This window comes from Streptomyces sp. NPDC005302 (assembly GCF_040607345.1).
GTDB lineage: Bacteria > Actinomycetota > Actinomycetes > Streptomycetales > Streptomycetaceae > Streptomyces.
The window spans coordinates 1-17,087 of the sequence record NZ_JBEXGN010000035.1 but is presented as its reverse complement, the minus strand read 5'-3'; the positions used below and the strand labels follow the sequence as shown (position 1 = coordinate 17,087).

Annotated in this window: 14 protein-coding genes; 13 read left to right on the top strand and 1 reads right to left on the bottom strand. The window is 74.1% G+C overall.

Going from position 1 to position 17,087, the window contains the following annotated elements:
• Nucleotides 1-163 precede the first annotated feature (163 nt).
• The 9 genes from ABZT74_RS32840 (at nucleotide 164) to ABZT74_RS32800 (ending at nucleotide 11,375) form a co-directional block, all read left to right on the top strand.
• On the top strand, nucleotides 164-997 hold the full coding sequence (locus tag ABZT74_RS32840; protein WP_355874210.1) for a M55 family metallopeptidase: 834 nt from the start codon (nucleotides 164-166) through the stop codon (nucleotides 995-997).
• Nucleotides 990-2,303, top strand: a complete 1,314-nt coding sequence (locus tag ABZT74_RS32835; RefSeq protein WP_355874207.1) for a M20/M25/M40 family metallo-hydrolase — start codon at nucleotides 990-992, stop codon at nucleotides 2,301-2,303. Before ABZT74_RS32840 ends, ABZT74_RS32835 begins: the two co-directional genes overlap by 8 nt.
• Nucleotides 2,304-2,312: 9 nt before the next feature.
• Nucleotides 2,313-4,286, top strand: a complete 1,974-nt coding sequence (locus ABZT74_RS32830) for an LpqB family beta-propeller domain-containing protein (RefSeq protein ID WP_356440903.1) — start codon at nucleotides 2,313-2,315, stop codon at nucleotides 4,284-4,286.
• A gap of 214 nt (nucleotides 4,287-4,500) precedes the next feature.
• Complete coding sequence (locus ABZT74_RS32825) at nucleotides 4,501-5,427, top strand: LD-carboxypeptidase (RefSeq protein ID WP_356173902.1); 927 nt, start codon at nucleotides 4,501-4,503, stop codon at nucleotides 5,425-5,427.
• Between the two features lie 205 nt (nucleotides 5,428-5,632).
• The gene (locus tag ABZT74_RS32820) at nucleotides 5,633-7,423 is read left to right on the top strand and encodes a CocE/NonD family hydrolase (RefSeq protein WP_356440900.1); all 1,791 of its coding nucleotides are present in this window, start codon (nucleotides 5,633-5,635) and stop codon (nucleotides 7,421-7,423) included.
• Between the two features lie 112 nt (nucleotides 7,424-7,535).
• On the top strand, nucleotides 7,536-7,784 hold the full coding sequence (locus ABZT74_RS32815) for a LapA family protein (RefSeq protein ID WP_356173718.1): 249 nt from the start codon (nucleotides 7,536-7,538) through the stop codon (nucleotides 7,782-7,784).
• Nucleotides 7,785-7,807: 23 nt separating this feature from the next.
• Nucleotides 7,808-8,356, top strand: a complete 549-nt coding sequence (locus tag ABZT74_RS32810) for a GNAT family protein (protein ID WP_356440897.1) — start codon at nucleotides 7,808-7,810, stop codon at nucleotides 8,354-8,356.
• A gap of 94 nt (nucleotides 8,357-8,450) precedes the next feature.
• Nucleotides 8,451-9,347: an arginase family protein gene (locus ABZT74_RS32805; RefSeq protein WP_356440894.1), complete on the top strand. Its 897-nt coding sequence runs from the start codon at nucleotides 8,451-8,453 to the stop codon at nucleotides 9,345-9,347.
• 51 nt (nucleotides 9,348-9,398) lie between these two features.
• Entirely contained in the window at nucleotides 9,399-11,375 is a 1,977-nt protein-coding gene (locus tag ABZT74_RS32800; protein WP_356173724.1) for a DUF5107 domain-containing protein, read from the top strand.
• A gap of 78 nt (nucleotides 11,376-11,453) precedes the next feature.
• Here ABZT74_RS32800 and ABZT74_RS32795 read toward each other — a convergent pair whose 3' ends face one another.
• Nucleotides 11,454-11,801 (bottom strand): VOC family protein, encoded by a 348-nt coding sequence (locus tag ABZT74_RS32795; protein ID WP_355874183.1) that lies wholly within the window; start codon nucleotides 11,799-11,801, stop codon nucleotides 11,454-11,456.
• A gap of 146 nt (nucleotides 11,802-11,947) precedes the next feature.
• Here ABZT74_RS32795 and ABZT74_RS32790 point away from each other — a divergent pair, with 146 nt between their 5' ends.
• The 4 genes from ABZT74_RS32790 (at nucleotide 11,948) to ABZT74_RS32775 (ending at nucleotide 16,947) form a co-directional block, all read left to right on the top strand.
• Nucleotides 11,948-12,442 carry a phage holin family protein gene (locus ABZT74_RS32790; RefSeq protein WP_356440891.1) on the top strand — a complete coding sequence of 165 codons (495 nt, stop codon included), beginning with the start codon at nucleotides 11,948-11,950 and terminating at the stop codon, nucleotides 12,440-12,442.
• 434 nt (nucleotides 12,443-12,876) lie between these two features.
• Nucleotides 12,877-14,274, top strand: a complete 1,398-nt coding sequence (locus ABZT74_RS32785) for an NAD(P)/FAD-dependent oxidoreductase (RefSeq protein WP_356173729.1) — start codon at nucleotides 12,877-12,879, stop codon at nucleotides 14,272-14,274.
• A complete protein-coding gene (locus tag ABZT74_RS32780; protein ID WP_356440887.1) occupies nucleotides 14,271-16,118 on the top strand; it encodes a transketolase in 1,848 nt (615 codons plus the stop codon). The genes ABZT74_RS32785 and ABZT74_RS32780 overlap by 4 nt, the downstream gene beginning before the upstream one ends.
• 103 nt (nucleotides 16,119-16,221) lie before the next feature.
• Nucleotides 16,222-16,947: a GvpL/GvpF family gas vesicle protein gene (locus ABZT74_RS32775; RefSeq protein WP_356440884.1), complete on the top strand. Its 726-nt coding sequence runs from the start codon at nucleotides 16,222-16,224 to the stop codon at nucleotides 16,945-16,947.
• Nucleotides 16,948-17,087: the final 140 nt, after the last annotated feature.

Sequence of the window (17,087 nt, the reverse complement as noted above, 5' to 3'; positions counted from 1 at the left end):
TCGGGCGAGCCGGCTCCGCCGCCTGCGCGGCGGAGGGGCCGGGCCGCGGAACGCGTCGAAAGAACGGGTGGCGGGGCGCCCCGAGTGACGCCAGTGGTCTGGACCGGTGAGAGTTGTCCACAGGCTCTGCCGGGCCCGGGCACAAGCGCGTACGGTTTCCGGCATGAAGATCCTCATCAGCGCCGACATGGAAGGCGCCACCGGTGTGACCTGGCCGGCCGACGTGCTGCCGGGCACCCCGCAGTGGGAGAGGTGCCGCGCGATGTTCACCTCGGACGTGAACGCCGCGGTGCTCGGCTTCTTCGACGGCGGCGCCGACGAGGTGCTGGTCAACGAGGCCCACTGGACCATGCGCAACCTCCTGCTGGAGCAGCTCGACGAGAGAGCCGAGATGCTCACCGGGCGGCACAAGTCGCTGTCCATGGTCGAGGGCGTGCAGCACGACGACGTGGACGGCATCGCGTTCGTCGGGTACCACGCGGGCGCCGGCATGGAGGGCGTCCTCGCCCACACCTACCTCGCGAACTCCATCACCGGAGTGTGGGTCGACGGGGTACGGGCGAGCGAGGGCCTGTTGAACGCCCGTGTGGTCGCGGAGTACGGCGTGCCGGTGGTGCTGGTCACCGGTGACGACGTCGCGTGCGAGGACGCCCTCGGCTACGCACCCGGGGCCTTGAAGGTCGCCGTGAAGGACCACGTGTCGCGGTACGCGGCCGTGTGCCGCACCCCCGCCAGGACCGCCGCCGACATCCGGGCGGCCGCCAAGGAGGCCGCGGCGCTCGCCGTGCGGCACGAACCGGTCGCCGCGGGGCCCTTCACCGTCGCCCTGGAGTTCGACGCCGAGCACCTGTCGATGGCCGCCACCGTGGTGCCCGGAGTGGACCGCACCGGCGAGCGGAGAATCGCCTACACCAGCGACACCATGTACGAGGGGATCCGGACGTTCAAGGCGGTCACCACGATCGTCTCGGCCGCGGTGGAGGAGCAGTATGGCTGACGCACAGGCACTGGACGAGGTGGTCCGGTTCACCTCCGACCTCATCCGGATCGACACCACCAACCGGGGCGGCGGCGACTGCCGCGAGCGCCCCGCCGCCGAGTACGCGGCGGCGCGACTGGCCGAGGCCGGCCTGGAGCCCACCCTCCTGGAGCGCACCGCCGGGCGGACCAACGTCGTCGCCCGCGTGCCGGGCACCGACCCGTCCGCCGACGCCCTCCTCGTCCACGGTCATCTGGACGTGGTGCCCGCGCAGGCGGAGGACTGGACCGTCCACCCGTTCTCCGGTGAGGTCCGCGACGGCGTCGTCTGGGGGCGCGGCGCGGTGGACATGAAGAACATGGACGCGATGATCCTCGCCGTCCTGGGCTCCTGGGCCCGCGAGGGGGTACGGCCCCGCCGCGACCTCGTCATCGCCTTCACCGCGGACGAGGAGGCGAGCGCCGAGGACGGCTCGGGCTTCCTCGCCGACCGGCACCCGGAACTCTTCGAGGGCTGCACCGAGGGGATCAGCGAGTCGGGGGCCTTCACCTTCCACGACGGCAGCGGCCGGCAGCTCTATCCGATCGCGGCGGGCGAGCGCGGCACCGGCTGGCTGCGGCTGACCGCGCGGGGCCGCGCCGGCCACGGATCCAAGGTGAACCGGAGCAACGCGGTCACCCGACTCGCCGCCGCCGTCACCCGCATCGGCGCCCACGAGTGGCCGTTGCGTCTCACCCCGACCGTCCGCGCCGCCCTGACCGAACTCGCCGCCGTGTACGGCGTGGACGCCGACCTGGACGACCTGAACAACGTCGACGGCCTGCTCCAGAAGCTCGGCCCCGCCGCGGCCCTCGTCGAGCCGACGGTCCGCAACAGCTCCAACCCGACGATGCTGAGCGCCGGTTACAAGATCAACGTGATTCCGGGGGAGGCCGTCGCCCACGTGGACGGCCGGTTCCTGCCCGGCGGCGAGGACGAGTTCCGCGCCACCCTGGACCGGCTCACCGGGCCCGACGTGGAGTGGGAGTTCGAGCACCACGAGGTGGCGCTCCAGGCGCCGCTGGACACCCCGACCTACGCCCGGATGCGGGCGGCCGTCGAGGAGTTCGCGCCCGAGGGTCACGTCGTGCCCTACTGCATGTCCGGCGGTACGGACGCCAAGCAGTTCTCCCGCCTCGGCATCACCGGCTACGGATTCGCCCCGTTGAAGCTGCCCGAGGGCTTCGACTACCAAGCCCTGTTCCACGGAGTCGACGAGCGCGTGCCGGTCGAGGCGCTCCACTTCGGCGTCCGCGTTCTCGACCGCTTCCTGCGCACGGCCTAGGGGGACGACATGCAGACCTTGCCGTATGGATCCTGGCCCTCGCCGATCGACGCGAAGCTCGCCGCCGCGCACGACGGGCACCCCGAGTTCGTCGGCTTCGTCGGCGCCGAGGTCTGGTGGACCGAACCCCGGCCCACCGAGGGCGGGCGGCGCACGCTGGTGCGGCGGACGGAGGACGGCGGCCAGGAGCCCGTCCTGCCCGCCCCGTGGAACGTGCGCAGTCGCGTCATCGAGTACGGCGGCCGCCCCTGGGCGGGCGTCATGCGCCCCGAGGGTCCCCTGATCGTCTTCGTCGACTTCTCCGACCAGCGCCTCTACCGGTGGGAACCCGGCGCCGAACCCACCCCGCTGACCCCCGTCTCGCACGTGGGCGGCGGACTGCGCTGGGTCGACCCGCAGATCCGCGGGGAGCGGGACGAGGTGTGGTGCGTCCTGGAGGAGTTCACCGGCGACGGCCCGAGCGATGTGCGCCGGGTCCTCGCCGCCGTACCGCTCGACGGATCGGCGGCGCGGGACCGTGACGCCGTGCGTGAACTGTCCGACGGCAGGCACCGGTTCGTCACCGGACCCCGGGTCTCGCCCGACGGCCGGCAGGCGGCCTGGCTCGCCTGGGACCACCCCCGGATGCCCTGGGACGGCACCGAGGTGATCCTCGCGGACGTCACCGCGGACGGCACGCTGGCCGCTCCGCGCACGGTCGCCGGAGGCCCGGAGGAGTCCGTCGTCCAGGCCGAGTGGGCACCCGACGGCACCCTCCTCTACGTCAGCGACCGCACCGGCTGGTGGAACCTCTACCGGCTCGGCGCGGACGGCGAGGGCCTGGCCGTCTGCCCGCGCGAGGAGGAGTTCGGCGCTTCGCTCTGGCGCGTCGGGAACCGCTGGTTCGCCCCGCTGGACAGCGGCCTCATCGCGGTCGTGCACGGGCGGGGGTCCACCGCGCTCGGGATACTCGACCCGGAGACCGGCGAACTCGTCGACGCGGCCGGCCCCTGGACGGAGTTCGCGCCGACCCTCGCCGCGCAGGGCACCAGGATCGTCGGCGTCGGAGCGAGCCCCCGCAGCGCGTACGAGGTCGTCGAGCTGGACGCGAGCACCGGGCGCGCCCGCGTGGTCGGCGCCGCGCACGACGACCCGGTGGACCCCGCGCACTACCCCGAGCCCCAGATCCGCTCCTTCACCGGCCCCGCCGGGCGCGAGATCCACGCGCACGTCTACCCGCCGCACCACCCGGACCACGTCGCACCCGGCGACGAACTCCCGCCGTACGTCGTCTGGGCGCACGGCGGACCCACCGGCCGCTCGCCGCTCGTCCTGGACCTGGAGATCGCCTACTTCACCTCCCGCGGCATCGGGGTCGCCGAGGTCAACTACGGCGGCTCGACGGGCTACGGACGGGAGTACCGCAACCGGCTGCGCGAACAGTGGGGTGTCGTCGACGTCGAGGACTGCGCCGCCGTCGCGCTCGCGCTCGCCGCGGAGGGCACCGCCGACCGGCACCGCCTCGCGATCCGCGGGGGGAGCGCGGGCGGCTGGACGACCGCCGCCTCGCTCGCCGCCACCGACGTGTACGCCTGCGGCACGATCATCTACCCCATCCTCGACCTCACCGGATGGGCCTCCGGGGAGACCCACGACTTCGAGTCGCAGTACCTGGAGTCGCTGGTCGGGCCGATCGCCGAGGTACCCGCCCGCTACGCCGAGCGGTCGCCGTCCGAGCACGCCGACCGGATCACCGCGCCGTTCCTGCTGCTCCAGGGACTCGACGACGCCATCTGCCCGCCCGTGCAGTGCGAACGCTTCCTGGCCCGGCTGGAGGAGGAGGGCCGCCGCGTCCCGCACGCCTACATCGCCTTCGAGGGCGAGGGCCACGGCTTCCGGCGCGCCGAGACGATGGTGCGCGCCCTGGAGGCCGAACTCTCCCTGTACGCGCAGGTGTTCGGCCTGAACCCGCCGGACCTCCCCACCCTGGAGCTGACCAAGTGAGACCGACGTGGCCCAGGGACCCGACCGGTGCCGGCCCCGCGCGGGCCGGGGCGGCGAACCGGGCGGTCCCGCGCGACCACGAACAGCACACGAGCGGCCACCACACGGGCGGCCGTCACCCGCACAACCGGCCTCACCCGCACAACCGGCACTACCCGCACAGAGATCAGCACCAGGAACGGGAGCAGTACGCGTGACCCGAGCGACCTCACCCATCAACCCCCTGACCCGGCCGCCGAGGCTCGCGGCCGGCGCCCGCGTCGCCGTGGTCGCGCCCAGCGGTCCCGTCCCCGAGGAGCGCCTCGAGGCCGGACTCGACATCCTGCGCGGCTGGGACCTGGACCCGGTCGTGGGCCCCCATGTCCTCGACCGGCACGGAGAGTTCCGCTACCTTGCCGGGACGGACGCGGACCGGGCCGCCGACCTCCAGGCCGCATGGTGCGATCCGGAGGTGTCCGCGGTGCTGTGCGCCCGCGGCGGCTACGGCGCGCAGCGCATGGTCGACCTGCTCGACTGGGACGCGATCCGGGCCGCCGGCCCCAAGGTCTTCCTCGGGTTCAGCGACATCACCGCGCTGCACGAGGCGTTCGCGACCCGGGTGGGGCTCGCCACCCTGCACGGGCCGATGATCGCGGCCCTCGACTTCCTGAAGAACGCGCGGGCGCAGGAACACCTCCGGGCGACCCTCTTCGAACCGGACTCCGTGCGGACCATCTCCTCCGGTGAGGCCACCGCGCTGGTGCCCGGCCGGGCGAGCGGGGTCACCCTGGGCGGCTGCGTGTCCCTGCTCGCCGCCGACCTCGGCACCCCGCACGCCCGCCCGTCGGCCCGCGGCGGGCTCCTCCTGATCGAGGACATCGGCGAGGAGGCCTACCGGACGGACCGCATCCTGACCCAACTGCTGCGCGCCGGCTGGCTGGACGGCGTGGCCGGGATCGCCCTCGGCTCCTGGGTCGACTGCGGACCCTACGAGGAACTGCGCGCGGTGTTCGCCGACCGTCTTGCGGGACTCGGGGTGCCGGTCGTCGAGCACCTCGGCTTCGGACACGGCGAGGGCGCGCTGACGATGCCGTTCGGCGTCCGGGCCGAACTCGACGCGGACGCCGGGACGCTGACCCTGGAGGAGCCCGCGCTGGCCTGACGGCGCGGGTCGCGCGAAGCGTCCACCGGCTCCCCGACCCCATCGCCGTCAAGAACCACTCTTACCGGTGATTGACCCCCGGATGACACGTGTCACAGCATGACTACCGTCCGGTACCTACCGGTCGGTATCGCGACGTGTCCGCAGGCTCCGGCCCGGTGGACGCGTCGCGGCCGGTCCGGTCGTCCTCAGCGTGGAGGTCCTCGTGTCCCGTCGCTCGCGCGCGTCCGCGTCCCGTGCTCCGCTCGCCCTGGCGCTCGCCGCGGCGCTGGCCGGGCCGCTCGCGTTCACAGCACCCGCGGCCTCGGCCGCCGGCCGGTACACGGTCACCCCGCTCACGGTCACCGTCCGGGCCGGCGACCGCGACTGCGCGATCGACGCCGACCTGTACCGGCCGGCGGGGGTGGACCGGGCGCACCCGGCGCCCGCCGTGCTCGCGACCAACGGCTTCGGCGGCAGCAAGTCGGACGGTTCGACGGACGGCATCGGCAGGGCGTTCGCCGCCCGCGGCTATGTGGGCCTCGTCTACTCGGGGCTCGGCTTCGGGAAGTCGGGGTGTCCGATCTCCCTCGACGACCCGGGCATCGACGGACGGGCCGCCTCCGGACTCGTCGACTTCCTCGCGGGCACCCGCGCCGCCGACGACGGCACGACGGTCGACTACGTCACCCGGGACGGCCGCGACGACCCCCGCGTCGGCATGATCGGCGGCTCGTACGGAGGCGCGGTCCAGATGGCCACGGCCGCCGTCGACCACCGCGTCGACGCCCTCGTCCCGCTCATCACCTGGAACGACCTCGCGTACTCCCTGGACCCCAACAACGCGGCCGGTGCCCCGCAGGTGCCCGGCGCCTTCAAATGGCAGTGGACCAACGGCTTCTACCTGATCGGCGAGAGCCGGCCGCTCACCACGGCGAACCTGGACCCCACCCGCGTCAACTCCCTGGGCTGCCTGCACTTCGTGACCGACGCCTGCGCCACCGTGCGCACCCTGAACTCGGGGCGCTACCCGGCCGCCAGGACCACATCGCTGCTGCGGTACGCGCGCAGCGTCTCGCCCGTGTCCTACCTGCGGAGCGTGCGGGCACCCACCCTGCTCGTCCAGGGGCAGGCCGACAGCCTCTTCAATCTCAACGAGGCGACAGCGACGTACAAGACGCTGAAGGCGCAGGGCACTCCGGCCCGGATGATCTGGCAGTCGTGGGGGCACAGCGGGGGCCTCACCGACCCCGCCGGCGGTGAACTCGACCTGAGCCGGGGCAATCTGGAGACCAGCTACGTCGGCCGGCGGGTCCTCGCCTGGTTCGACCGCTACCTCCACCGCCGCGCGGACGTCGACACCGGACCCGCCTTCGCCTACTACCGCGACTGGATCACGGACCCCGACGACACGTACGCCACCGCCTCGCGCCTTCCTGCGCCCGACAGGACGTTCTACCTCTCCGGGGACGGGAAGCTGGTCGACAACCGCGCGAAGGTAGCCCGGGGGAGCCGTGTGTACCGCAACCTGCCGGTGCCGAGCAGCCACTCCGAGAACTCCCTCGCCGGCCTGATCGGGCTGCCCGACCGGGCTCCGTACGACACCGCGGGCACCTGCCTCGGCTGGACCGGCGAGCCGCTGGCCCGGCCCGTCGACGTCGTCGGTTCGCCCCGGGCCCGGCTGAGGGTCCTCTCGCCGGTGACCGAGCGGGTCCAGCACTCAGGCGACGCCGCCGACAAGCTGGTCCTCTTCGCCAAGCTGTACGACGTGGCGCCCGACGGCACCAGGACACTCGTCCACCGGCTGGTGGCACCGGTGCGGGTCCCGGACGTGACGAAGAGCTTCACCGTCACGCTGCCGGGGATCGTCCACCGGTACGAGACGGGGCACCGGCTCCGGTTCGTCGTCGCCGCCAGTGACGACGCTTACGCAGGGAACAGGGGGGTGAAGCCGGTGACCGTGACGAGCGCACCCGGCGACACCGGGACCCTGGAGCTGCCGGTCGTCGGCGGCTGACCCCGAGACCTGGTGCGGGGACCGGTGCCGTGGGGCCGCGACGGGTGTCCCCGGTTCCCCCGGAGGATCCTCCCGTCGTGCGGACCCGTGCCTTCGGGCTCATGCTGGACGCATGAGCCGGAAGACCACCAAGAGCGCCCCCACCGGCGGCAACAGCTCCCGTGAAGGGCTGGTGACGCCCGCGAGGATCGTCGTCGCCGTGCTCGGGGTCCTCGCCCTCGTCTTCATCTTCGAGAACACCCGCAGCACCAAGGTCCGGCTGATCATCCCCGAGGTGACCATGCCGCTGTGGGTGGCGCTCCTCACCACCGCGCTGATCGGCGCGCTGTGCGGTGCGTTCGCCATGCGACGCAGGCGGTGATCACCGTCCACTAGGGTGACGGGATGCCTGAGACAAGCGGCTATCTCGCCGCGGGCCCCCGGGTGGGCCTGCGGCACTTCACCCTCGACGACGGTGCCGAGTTCACCGCGCGGGCCAGGGAGAGCAAGAGCCTCCACCAGCCGTGGCTGTTCCCGCCCGGCAGCCCCGACGGCTACGCCGCGTACGCGGGACGGCTCATCGCGGACCGGACCAAGGCCGGGTTCCTCGTCTGCGAACGCGACGGCGGGGGCATCGCCGGCTTCGTCAACATCAACAACATCGTCGAGGGCGGCTTCCTGTGCGGCGCCCTCGGCTACGGGGCGTTCGCGCACGCCGCCGGCCGCGGGCTCATGTCCGAGGGTCTCGGCCTCGTCGTGCGGTACGCCTTCAAGACGATGGGGCTGCACCGGCTGGAGATCAACGTGCAGCCGGGCAACGCCGCGTCCATCGCCCTGGCCCGGCGGTGCGGCTTCCGCCTCGAAGGGTTCTCGCCGGCCTTCATCCACGTCGACGGCGCCTGGCGCGACCACGAGCGGTGGGCGATCACCGCGGAGATGACCGCGCCCCGCTGAGGGCCGGTGCGCGGGGAGCGGGCCGGGCGGCCGCCCCGGCGGGCCGCTCCGCGCTCCCCTTCCCCGGCGCCGTGCCGGAGGCGAGGATGACCTCATGCGGAACATCGTCGTACTGGACGCCCCCTCCAACCTGGGCCTGCGGCCACCCGCGCCCGGCACCGTGCCCGGCTGCTACAAGCTGGCCGGCGCCCTGCGCGAACAGCGGATCGTGCAGCGGCTCGGCGCCCTGGAGGGCGGGGTCGTCGTGCCCCCGCGCTACGACCGGGGCGAGTGGAAGGAGGGCGACGGCGTCTTCAACGCGGCGGCCATCGCCCGCTACACACGCGTCCTCGCCGACCGCGTCGAGCGGCACGTCCGCGCGGGCGACCTGCCCGTCGTCCTCGGCGGAGACTGTTCCATCCAGCTCGGCGCCTCCCTCGCCCTGCGCCGCGTCGGCCGGTTCGGGCTCGCGGCCATCGACGGTTCGGCCGACTTCCGGCACCCCGGCAACTCCGACCGGATCGGCGCGGCCGGCGGCGAGGAACTCGCGATCGCCACCGGGCGCGGCCAGAAGGACCTGTCCGACCTCGAAGGGCTCGGGCCCTACCTGAGGGACGAGGACGTGCGCCTCGTCGGGATGCGCGACGGCGACTCCGACCGGGACGAGCTCGCCGCCCTGGGGATTTCCACGACGACCGTCGGGGAACTGCGCACCCGCGGCGCGGACGCGATCGCCCGCGCCTGCCTGGACGCCCTCGAACCCCCGCGGCTGGACGGCTTCTGGGTGCACCTCGACGCCGACTGTCTCGACCCCGCGGTGATGCCCGCCGTGGACAGCCCCGACCCCGACGGCCTGTTCCCCGACGAACTCCTCGCTCTGCTGGGCCCGTTGGTGCGCTCCCCGCGCTGCGTCGGCCTCAACGTCACCATCTACGACCCCGATCTGGACCCCGACGGAGCCGCGGGCGCGCTCCTCGCGGACGTCGTCGTCGGGGCCTTTGCGCAATCCTGACCCGAACCTGACGAGCGGAGACCCTGGTCAGCTGCCCGATGACCATGTTCCATGGTCATCGTGACGACGATCCGACGTGACGTACTGACCCTCCCGGCGGCGGAGTTGGGACCGAGCAACCCGCTGCCGCCCCTGCGGACCCTCGACGAGACACACACCATCGACGACCGCGACCGCGTCGGCCTGCCGCGCGACATGGCCCGCCAGATAGGCTACGAGCCGCTGCACAGCGTGCTGCCGGAGCGCATCCGCGACGGCTACGGACGCGAGCGCCGGCCCGGTGAGCTCGACACCGTCGTGATCGAGAACGACCGGCTGCGGGCCACCGTGCTGCCCGGCTACGGCGGCCGCGTCGTCTCCCTCTTCCACAAGCCCACGGACCGGGAACTCCTCTACCGGAACCCGGTGGTGCAGCCCGCCTGCTTCGCCCTCAACGGCGCGTGGTTCTCCGGCGGCATCGAGTGGAACATCGGCGCCACCGGCCACACCACCCTGTCGTGCTCACCCGTCCACGCCGCCCGCGTACCCGCCCCCGACGGCGGCGAGATGCTGCGCCTGTGGGAATGGGAGCGGCTGCGCGACCTCCCCTTCCAGGTCGACCTGTGGCTGCCGGACGGTTCCGACTTCCTGTACGTCGGCGTCCGCGTCCGCAACCCGCACGAGCGGCCCGCTCCGCTGTACTGGTGGTCCAACATCGCGGTCCCCGAGGAGCGCCGGGTGATCGCGCCGGCGGAGGAGGCCTGGCACTTCGGTTACGAGCGGCGGCTGCGCCCGGTGCCCGTTCCGGAGTACGACGGAACCGACCGCACCTATCCGCTGAACAGCACGTTCCCCGCGGACTACTTCTACGAGGTGCCCGACGGGCGGCGCCGCTGGATCACCGCCGTCGACGACGCCGGCGACGGGCTCGTGCAGACCTCGACCGACACCCTGCGCGGGCGCAAGCTGTTCGTCTGGGGCTCGGGTCCCGGCGGCCGGCGCTGGCAGGAGTGGCTCACCGAGCCGGGCACCGGCGGGTACTGCGAGATCCAGGCCGGACTCGCCCGCACCCAGCTCGAACACGTGCGGCTCGAGGCGGAGAGCGACGTCTCCTGGCTGGAGGCGTACGGCCCGCTGTCCGTCGACGCGGAGACCGTCCACGGAACGGACTGGGACGCCGCGCGGGCGGAGACCGAGCGCCGGCTGGAGGGCGTCCTCTCCCGGGACGCCGTCGACGCCGCGTACGCCGCCTGGCTGCCGCACGCCGACACCGAACCGGGTGAGGTCCTCGCCGTCGGCTCGGGCTGGGGCGCGCTCGAAGTCCTGCGCGCCGCCCACAAGTTGCCGGGAACGCCCTTCGACGAGTCCACGCTCGGCGAGGACCAGGCGCCGTGGCGCGAGCTGCTGCGGTCGGGTGCGTTCCCCGAGCCCCGGCGCGCCGGTCCGCCCGGGGAGTCGCTCGTCGCGCCGCACTGGCGCGACATGCTGGAGACGGCACCCGCCGTGCCCGTCGCCGAGTACCACCTGGGCGTGGCCCAGTGGCACGCCGGTGATCTCGCGCAGGCTGTGCGCAGTTGGGAGCGCGCGCTCGAACTGGCGCCGTCGCTCTGGCCGTTGCTGCGCTGCCTCGCCGTGGCCGACCAGCAGAGCGGCAACCCCGAGCGGGCCGCCGACCGCTACCGGGAGGCCTTCGACGACCTGTGCCGGGAGCGGCGCGACGACGGGGAGCGCTGGACCGCGGCGACGGCCGCGCTCGGCCGCGAGGCCATCGAGGCGCTGCTCGCGGTGCGGCGTCCCGCCGACGCCCGTGCCGTGTGGGAGCGGCTGTTCCCGGCCGTCCGGGAGCGCGGCCGGTTCCGCCTCGTCGAGGCCGGACTGCTGCTCGCCGAGGGGAACCGTGAGGCGGCGCGGGCCGTCTTCGACGCCGGTTTCGAGGTCGCCGACCTGAGGGAGGGGGCGGAGACCATCGGTCAGCTGTGGTCCCGGCTCAGCGACGAACCCCTGCCCGCGCGCTACGACTTCCGTATGCGGCCGCCGTCCGAGCTCTGAACGGGGCCCGAACCACCGGGTTCACCCCCCCCGGGGCATCCCACTGTACGGCGGGACGCCCCGGGGGACCGGCACCGGTCAGCCGTTGCGGTCGGCGTACTCGTAGACCGAGCCGTCCGGATGCAGGGCGATGAGGTTGCGGCCGCCCGGTGTCGCCACCGGGCCCGCGACGACACGGGCCCCCAGGTCGGTGAGGACCCGCGCCGTCTCCTCGACGTCCTTGACGGCGATCGTCGCGGCGACCTTGCGCAGCACCTCCAGCTCCGACTCGGGCCCGCTCATCAGCAGGAAGCAGCCGATCGCGGCGACCGACACGCCACCGCGCTCGAAGCGCAGCGCTCTGCCGCCCGCGAGCCGCTCGTAGAAGGGGACCGCGGTCTCCAGGTCCTCGACGCAGACGCGCAGCGTGGCTCCCAGAATCTCCATGCGGACGAGCCTAGTTGGGGTCGGCCCGCGACGGAGATCGTTTCGTGCGGTCGCCGTCCACCGATGCCCCGCGCGAGGCCGGGCGCGCCGTACGGGCGGTCACCGACGGTCCGTTACGGGGCCGGACACCCGGGTACCCGCACACCATGAAGCGCATCGAGCACCTGGATCACCTGGAGCATCTGGACAAGGGACTCGTCGACGAACTGACCGCGGTGGCCCGCGAGACCATCCGCGACGAACTGCGTGAGCAGACGCGCAAGCAGCGGCGGACGGCCGCGCTGTACGCCGCCTCGGGCGCCGCCGCCCTGTACGCCGGAGCCGCGCTGGCGCTGGCGCTGGGCCTCGCACTCGCCCTCGGGCTGCCCGGCTGGGCCGCCGCCCTGGTCACCGCGGCGGCACTCGGCGTCGCCGCGTTCGTGCTGCGCGGCATGGCCAGGCCGTCCGCCGCCCACCCGGACACCGGCGCCGCGAGCGAGCTCACGCCGCCCGGACGGATCCTCGGCGGCACCGCGCCGGCCTCCCCGCCCGGCGGCATGGGCGTCCTGTATCCGCCGGTCCCGGCCGTGACGCCGGGCGCGCCCGACCCCGGCGCCCACCTCGCGAGCGACCCCGACACGTACCTTCACCAGGCACGATGACCGTCCTCCCGCCCGGTCCGCTCCGGCCGTCGCCGGGGCGGACCGGGCGGCCCTCCCGCGCACGTCCCGTCCGTCGTGCCGAAGCCGTCCGCCGGGAGCAGACTGGAAACCGGTGAGGCCCCCGAGGGCCGGCCGGCCCCACGGGACATCGGCCCCGGCTCGCGGCCCCCGGCCATCCGCCCGACGGCGCCTGTGCCGCGCCGGCATGCGCGATACGCGCCCACGGTCCCGGTCCGAACCGCGGCCCTGCCCATTGCCGTGCCCCGCGGGTCCGGACGCGGGCCCCGAGGCCCGATCGGCTTGCCGCGCGGTCGGCGAAAGGCCGGGGGTGCCCGTGTTTGGGTCATCCCGCGAGGGGGACGCGGAAGGCCCGTACGAGCGACACCACAGGTGACACCGAGAGACACCGCAAGCGACACCGACAGAGGAGCATCGTGAGGCGACCCCGCATTCTGATCGTCGGCGCCGGATTCGCCGGTTACCGGACGGCCCGCACCCTGACGCGGCTGGCCCGGGGCAAGGCCGAGATCACTCTGCTGAACCCGACCGACTACTTCCTGTACCTGCCGCTGCTGCCCCAGGTCGCCTCCGGTGTCCTGGAGCCACGCCGCGTCACCGTCTCGCTCTCCGGGACACTGCCCGGCGTACGCCTCGTACTCGGTGAGGCCGCGTCCGACGGGATCGACCTCGACGCACGCACCGTGCGCTACACCGGCCCCGAGGGCGACGGCGGCACGCTGACGTACGACCGCCTCGTGCTCGCCGTCGGCAGCGTCAACAAGCTGCTGCCGGTCCCCGGAGTCGCCGAGCACGCGCACGGATTCCGGGGCCTGCCCGAGGCGCTCTACCTGCGGGACCACGTCACCCGGCAGATCGAACTCGCCGCCGGGTCGGACGACCCGAAGAGCCGCACCGCCCGCACCACCTTCGTGGTCGTGGGCGCCGGCTACACCGGAACCGAAGTCGCCGCGCAGGGGCAGCTGTTCACCGACGCCCTGGTGCGCGAGCGGTCGCTGCCCGACGGCATCCGGCCGCGCTGGCTGCTGCTCGACACCGCCGACCGCGTCCTGCCCGAACTGGACGAACGGCTCTCGCGCACCGCCGACCGCGTGCTGCGCGGGCGCGGGGTCGACGTGCGCACGGGCACCTCGGTGAAGGAGGCCACGCCCGACGGAGTCCGGCTCAGCGACGGGGAGTTCGTCGACACCCGGACGCTGGCCTGGTGCGTCGGCGTCCGGCCCGATCCGCTGGTCGAGGGGCTCGGGCGGCCCCTCGAACGGGGCCGGCTCCTCGTCGACCCGTTCCTCCAGGTGCCGGGCCACCCCGACGTGTTCGCCTGCGGTGACGCGGCGGCCGTGCCCGACCTGGAGAAGCCCGGCGAGTACACCCCGATGACGGCCCAGCACGCCTGGCGCCAGGGGAAGGTCGCCGGTCACAACGTCGCCGCCTCGCTCGGTGTCGGCGACCGCCGCGCCTACCGTCACCGCGACCTCGGCTTCACCGTCGACCTCGGCGGCGTCGACGCGGCGGCCAACCCCCTCGGTGTGCCCCTGTCGGGGCCGCTCGCCGGAGCCGTCACCCGCGGCTACCACCTCGCCGCCATGCCCGCCAACCGCGTCCGCGTCGCCGCCGACTGGCTGCTGGACGCCGTACTCCCGCGCCAGTCCGTGCAGTTGGGCCTGGTCCGCGCCTGGTCGGTGCCCCTGGACACCTCCGCGCCCGAACTGGCCCGGGTGGCCGGAGCGCCGCAGGGTGCGACGAAGCCCGCCGAGGCCGCCGGACCCGACGCCGGCCGTTCGGAAACCACGGGCCGCCCGGAAGGAGACTCATGAACACCCGTCAGCTCATCGACCTGGCGCAGCAGCTGCGGGTCGACAGCGTGCGCGCCGCCGACACCGCGAACTCCGGACACCCGACCTCGTCGATGTCCGCCGCCGACCTCGTCGCGGTCCTGTTCGCCCACCACCTGCGCTACGACTTCGAGCGCCCCCAGCACCCCGGCAACGACCGCTTCATCCTCTCCAAGGGCCACGCCTCGCCCCTGCTGTACGCGGCCTACAAGGCGGCCGGCGCCGTGAGCGAGTCCGAACTGCTCACCTTCCGCAAGGAGGGCAGCCGGCTCGAAGGGCATCCGTCGCCGCGACGGCTTCCCTGGGTCGAGACGGCCACCGGGTCGCTCGGCCAGGGACTGCCCGTCGGGGTGGGCGTCGCCCTCGCCGGCAAGCGGCTCGACCGCACCGGATACCGCGTCTGGGTGCTGTGCGGCGACAGCGAACTCGCCGAGGGCTCCGTCTGGGAGGCCGCCGAGCACGCCGGGTACGAGCACCTCGACAACCTCACGGTGATCGTCGACGTCAACCGCCTCGGCCAGCGCGGACCGACCCGGCACGGGCACGACCTGGACGCCTACGCCCGCCGCTTCCAGGCCTTCGGCTGGCACACGGTCGAGGTCGACGGACACGACGTGGACGCGGTCGACCGCGCCTTCGCCGAGGCCGGCTCGACCGGCGGGCAGCCCACCGCGATCCTCGCCCGCACCCTCAAGGGCAAGGGCGTCGCCTCGGTCCAGGACCGGGAGGGACTGCACGGCAAGCCCCTGCCGGACGCGAAGGAGGCCATCGCCGAGCTCGGTGGCGTGCACGACCACCACGTCGACGTCCGGCAGCCGCCCGCCGCGCGGATGCTGCACGCCGTCAGCTCCGGGCACCTCGACCTGCCCCGCTTCGAGACGGGCGACGAGATCGCCACCCGGGACGCCTTCGGACAGGCGCTGGCCGCGCTCGGCAGCGCCCGCGGCGACGTCGTCGCGCTGGACGGCGAGGTGGGCGACTCGACACGCGCCGAGCTCTTCGCCAAGGAACACCCCGACCGCTACTTCGAGTGCTACATCGCCGAGCAGCAACTGGTCGGCTGCGCCGTCGGCATGGCCGCACGCGGCTGGGTGCCGTACGCCACGACGTTCGCGGCGTTCCTCACCCGCGCCCACGACTTCGTGCGGATGGCCGCCGTCAGCGGCTCCGGCATCAACCTCGTCGGCTCCCACGCGGGCGTCGCCATCGGCCAGGACGGACCCTCCCAGATGGGCCTGGAGGACCTGGCGATGTTCCGGGCCCTGTACGGCACGACCGTGCTCTACCCGTGCGACGCCAACCAGACCGCGAAGCTCGTCGCCGCCATGGCCGGCCTGGAGGGCATCCGCTACCTGCGCACCTCGCGCGGCGACAGCCCGGTCATCTACAGCCCCACCGAGGAGTTCCCCGTCGGCGGCAGCAAGGTGCTGCGCGCCTCGTCCGGCGACCGGCTGACGATCGTCGCCGCGGGCGTCACCGTCCACGAGGCGCTGGCCGCCGCCGACGCCCTCGACCGCGAGGGCATCCAGGTCCGCGTGATCGACCTGTACTCGGTGAAGCCCGTCGACCGCGCGACCCTGCGCGAGGCCGCGGAGGAGACGGGATGCCTGGTCACCGTCGAGGACCACCGCGAGGAGGGCGGACTCGGCGACGCGGTGCTCGACGCCTTCACCGACGGACGGCCGGTGCCCCGCCTCGCCCGGCTCGCCGTCCGGACGATGCCCGGCTCGGCGAGCCCGGCCGAGCAGTTGCGCGCCGCCGGCATCGACGCCGCGTCGATCGCCGCGGCGGCCCGGCTGCTCGTCGAGACGGCCGTGGTGCGCTGAGTACGGAAGGGAGAGCAGGATGGTGACAAGGCCGGTGAGCCGGCCCGGTGCCGTGCGCCGGGTCCCCACGCCGGGCACGGGGACCCGCGGGAGGAGAGACCCCATGAGCGGACTGCCGTACGTCTACGCGATCTGCCGCGCCTTCCCGGCCGCGCTGTCGGCCGAACTGACCGGTGTCGCGGGCGTCCCGCCCAAGCTGCTGCGCCACGACGATCTGGTCGCCGTGGTCGGCTCGGTCCCGGAGGAGGAGTTCGCCGCGGAGCCGCTGCGCCGCAGGCTGGAGGACGTGGCCTGGCTGGAGGCGACGGCCCGGGCCCACCAGGGCGTCATCGACGCGCTCACCGGGGTCACCAGCCCGCTGCCGCTGCGGCTCGCCACCGTCCTGCGGGACGAGAGCGGCGTCCGCGTGATGATGGAGGAGCGCCGGGAGGAGTTCCTCGCGACGCTGGACCGGCTCGACGGGCGGGTCGAGTGGGACGTGAGGGTGTACGCCGACACCGCCGGGGCCTTCGGGTACACGGGGGAGCGGGCGGACGGGCTCGCGCACCGGCTGCACGACACGCTGGCCGGCCGGGCGACGGAGAGCAGGCTGCACGCCCCGCAGAGCGCCGCGCCCTCCGATCTGGCCTACTCCCAGGTGCTCAACGCCGCCTACCTGGTGCCGCGCGCGGAGTCCGAGCAGTTCGTCGAGCGGGTGAACCGCGGCGTGCGCGAGGAGCCCGGACTGCGGGTGGAACTCACCGGACCCTGGGCCGCGTACTCCTTCACGGAGCTTCCCGGCCTCACCGGCTTCACGGACCTCGCGGGCTTCACGCGCACCGCGCGGTGACGGCGCCGGGCGGGACCTGAGAGCGGCGGGGGGGGGGGGGGGGGGCGGCGGGGGGGGGGGGGGGGCGGGGGGGGGGGGGGGGGCGCCCGGGGGGGGGGGGGGGGCGCGCGGCCCGGGCGCCGCCGCCCCGGGCGCGCCCC

Bases quoted from the DNA above. Each gene is read 5' to 3' on its own strand.
- ABZT74_RS32840 (WP_355874210.1), top strand. From the start codon at position 164: ATGAAGATCCTCATCAGCGCCGACATGGAAGGCGCCACCGGTGTGACC.
- ABZT74_RS32835 (WP_355874207.1), top strand. From the start codon at position 990: ATGGCTGACGCACAGGCACTGGACGAGGTGGTCCGGTTCACCTCCGAC.
- ABZT74_RS32830 (WP_356440903.1), top strand. From the start codon at position 2,313: ATGCAGACCTTGCCGTATGGATCCTGGCCCTCGCCGATCGACGCGAAG.
- ABZT74_RS32815 (WP_356173718.1), top strand. From the start codon at position 7,536: ATGAGCCGGAAGACCACCAAGAGCGCCCCCACCGGCGGCAACAGCTCC.
- ABZT74_RS32810 (WP_356440897.1), top strand. From the start codon at position 7,808: ATGCCTGAGACAAGCGGCTATCTCGCCGCGGGCCCCCGGGTGGGCCTG.
- ABZT74_RS32805 (WP_356440894.1), top strand. From the start codon at position 8,451: ATGCGGAACATCGTCGTACTGGACGCCCCCTCCAACCTGGGCCTGCGG.
- ABZT74_RS32800 (WP_356173724.1), top strand. From the start codon at position 9,399: ATGGTCATCGTGACGACGATCCGACGTGACGTACTGACCCTCCCGGCG.
- ABZT74_RS32795 (WP_355874183.1), bottom strand. From the start codon at position 11,801: ATGGAGATTCTGGGAGCCACGCTGCGCGTCTGCGTCGAGGACCTGGAG.
- ABZT74_RS32790 (WP_356440891.1), top strand. From the start codon at position 11,948: ATGAAGCGCATCGAGCACCTGGATCACCTGGAGCATCTGGACAAGGGA.
- ABZT74_RS32780 (WP_356440887.1), top strand. From the start codon at position 14,271: ATGAACACCCGTCAGCTCATCGACCTGGCGCAGCAGCTGCGGGTCGAC.
- ABZT74_RS32775 (WP_356440884.1), top strand. From the start codon at position 16,222: ATGAGCGGACTGCCGTACGTCTACGCGATCTGCCGCGCCTTCCCGGCC.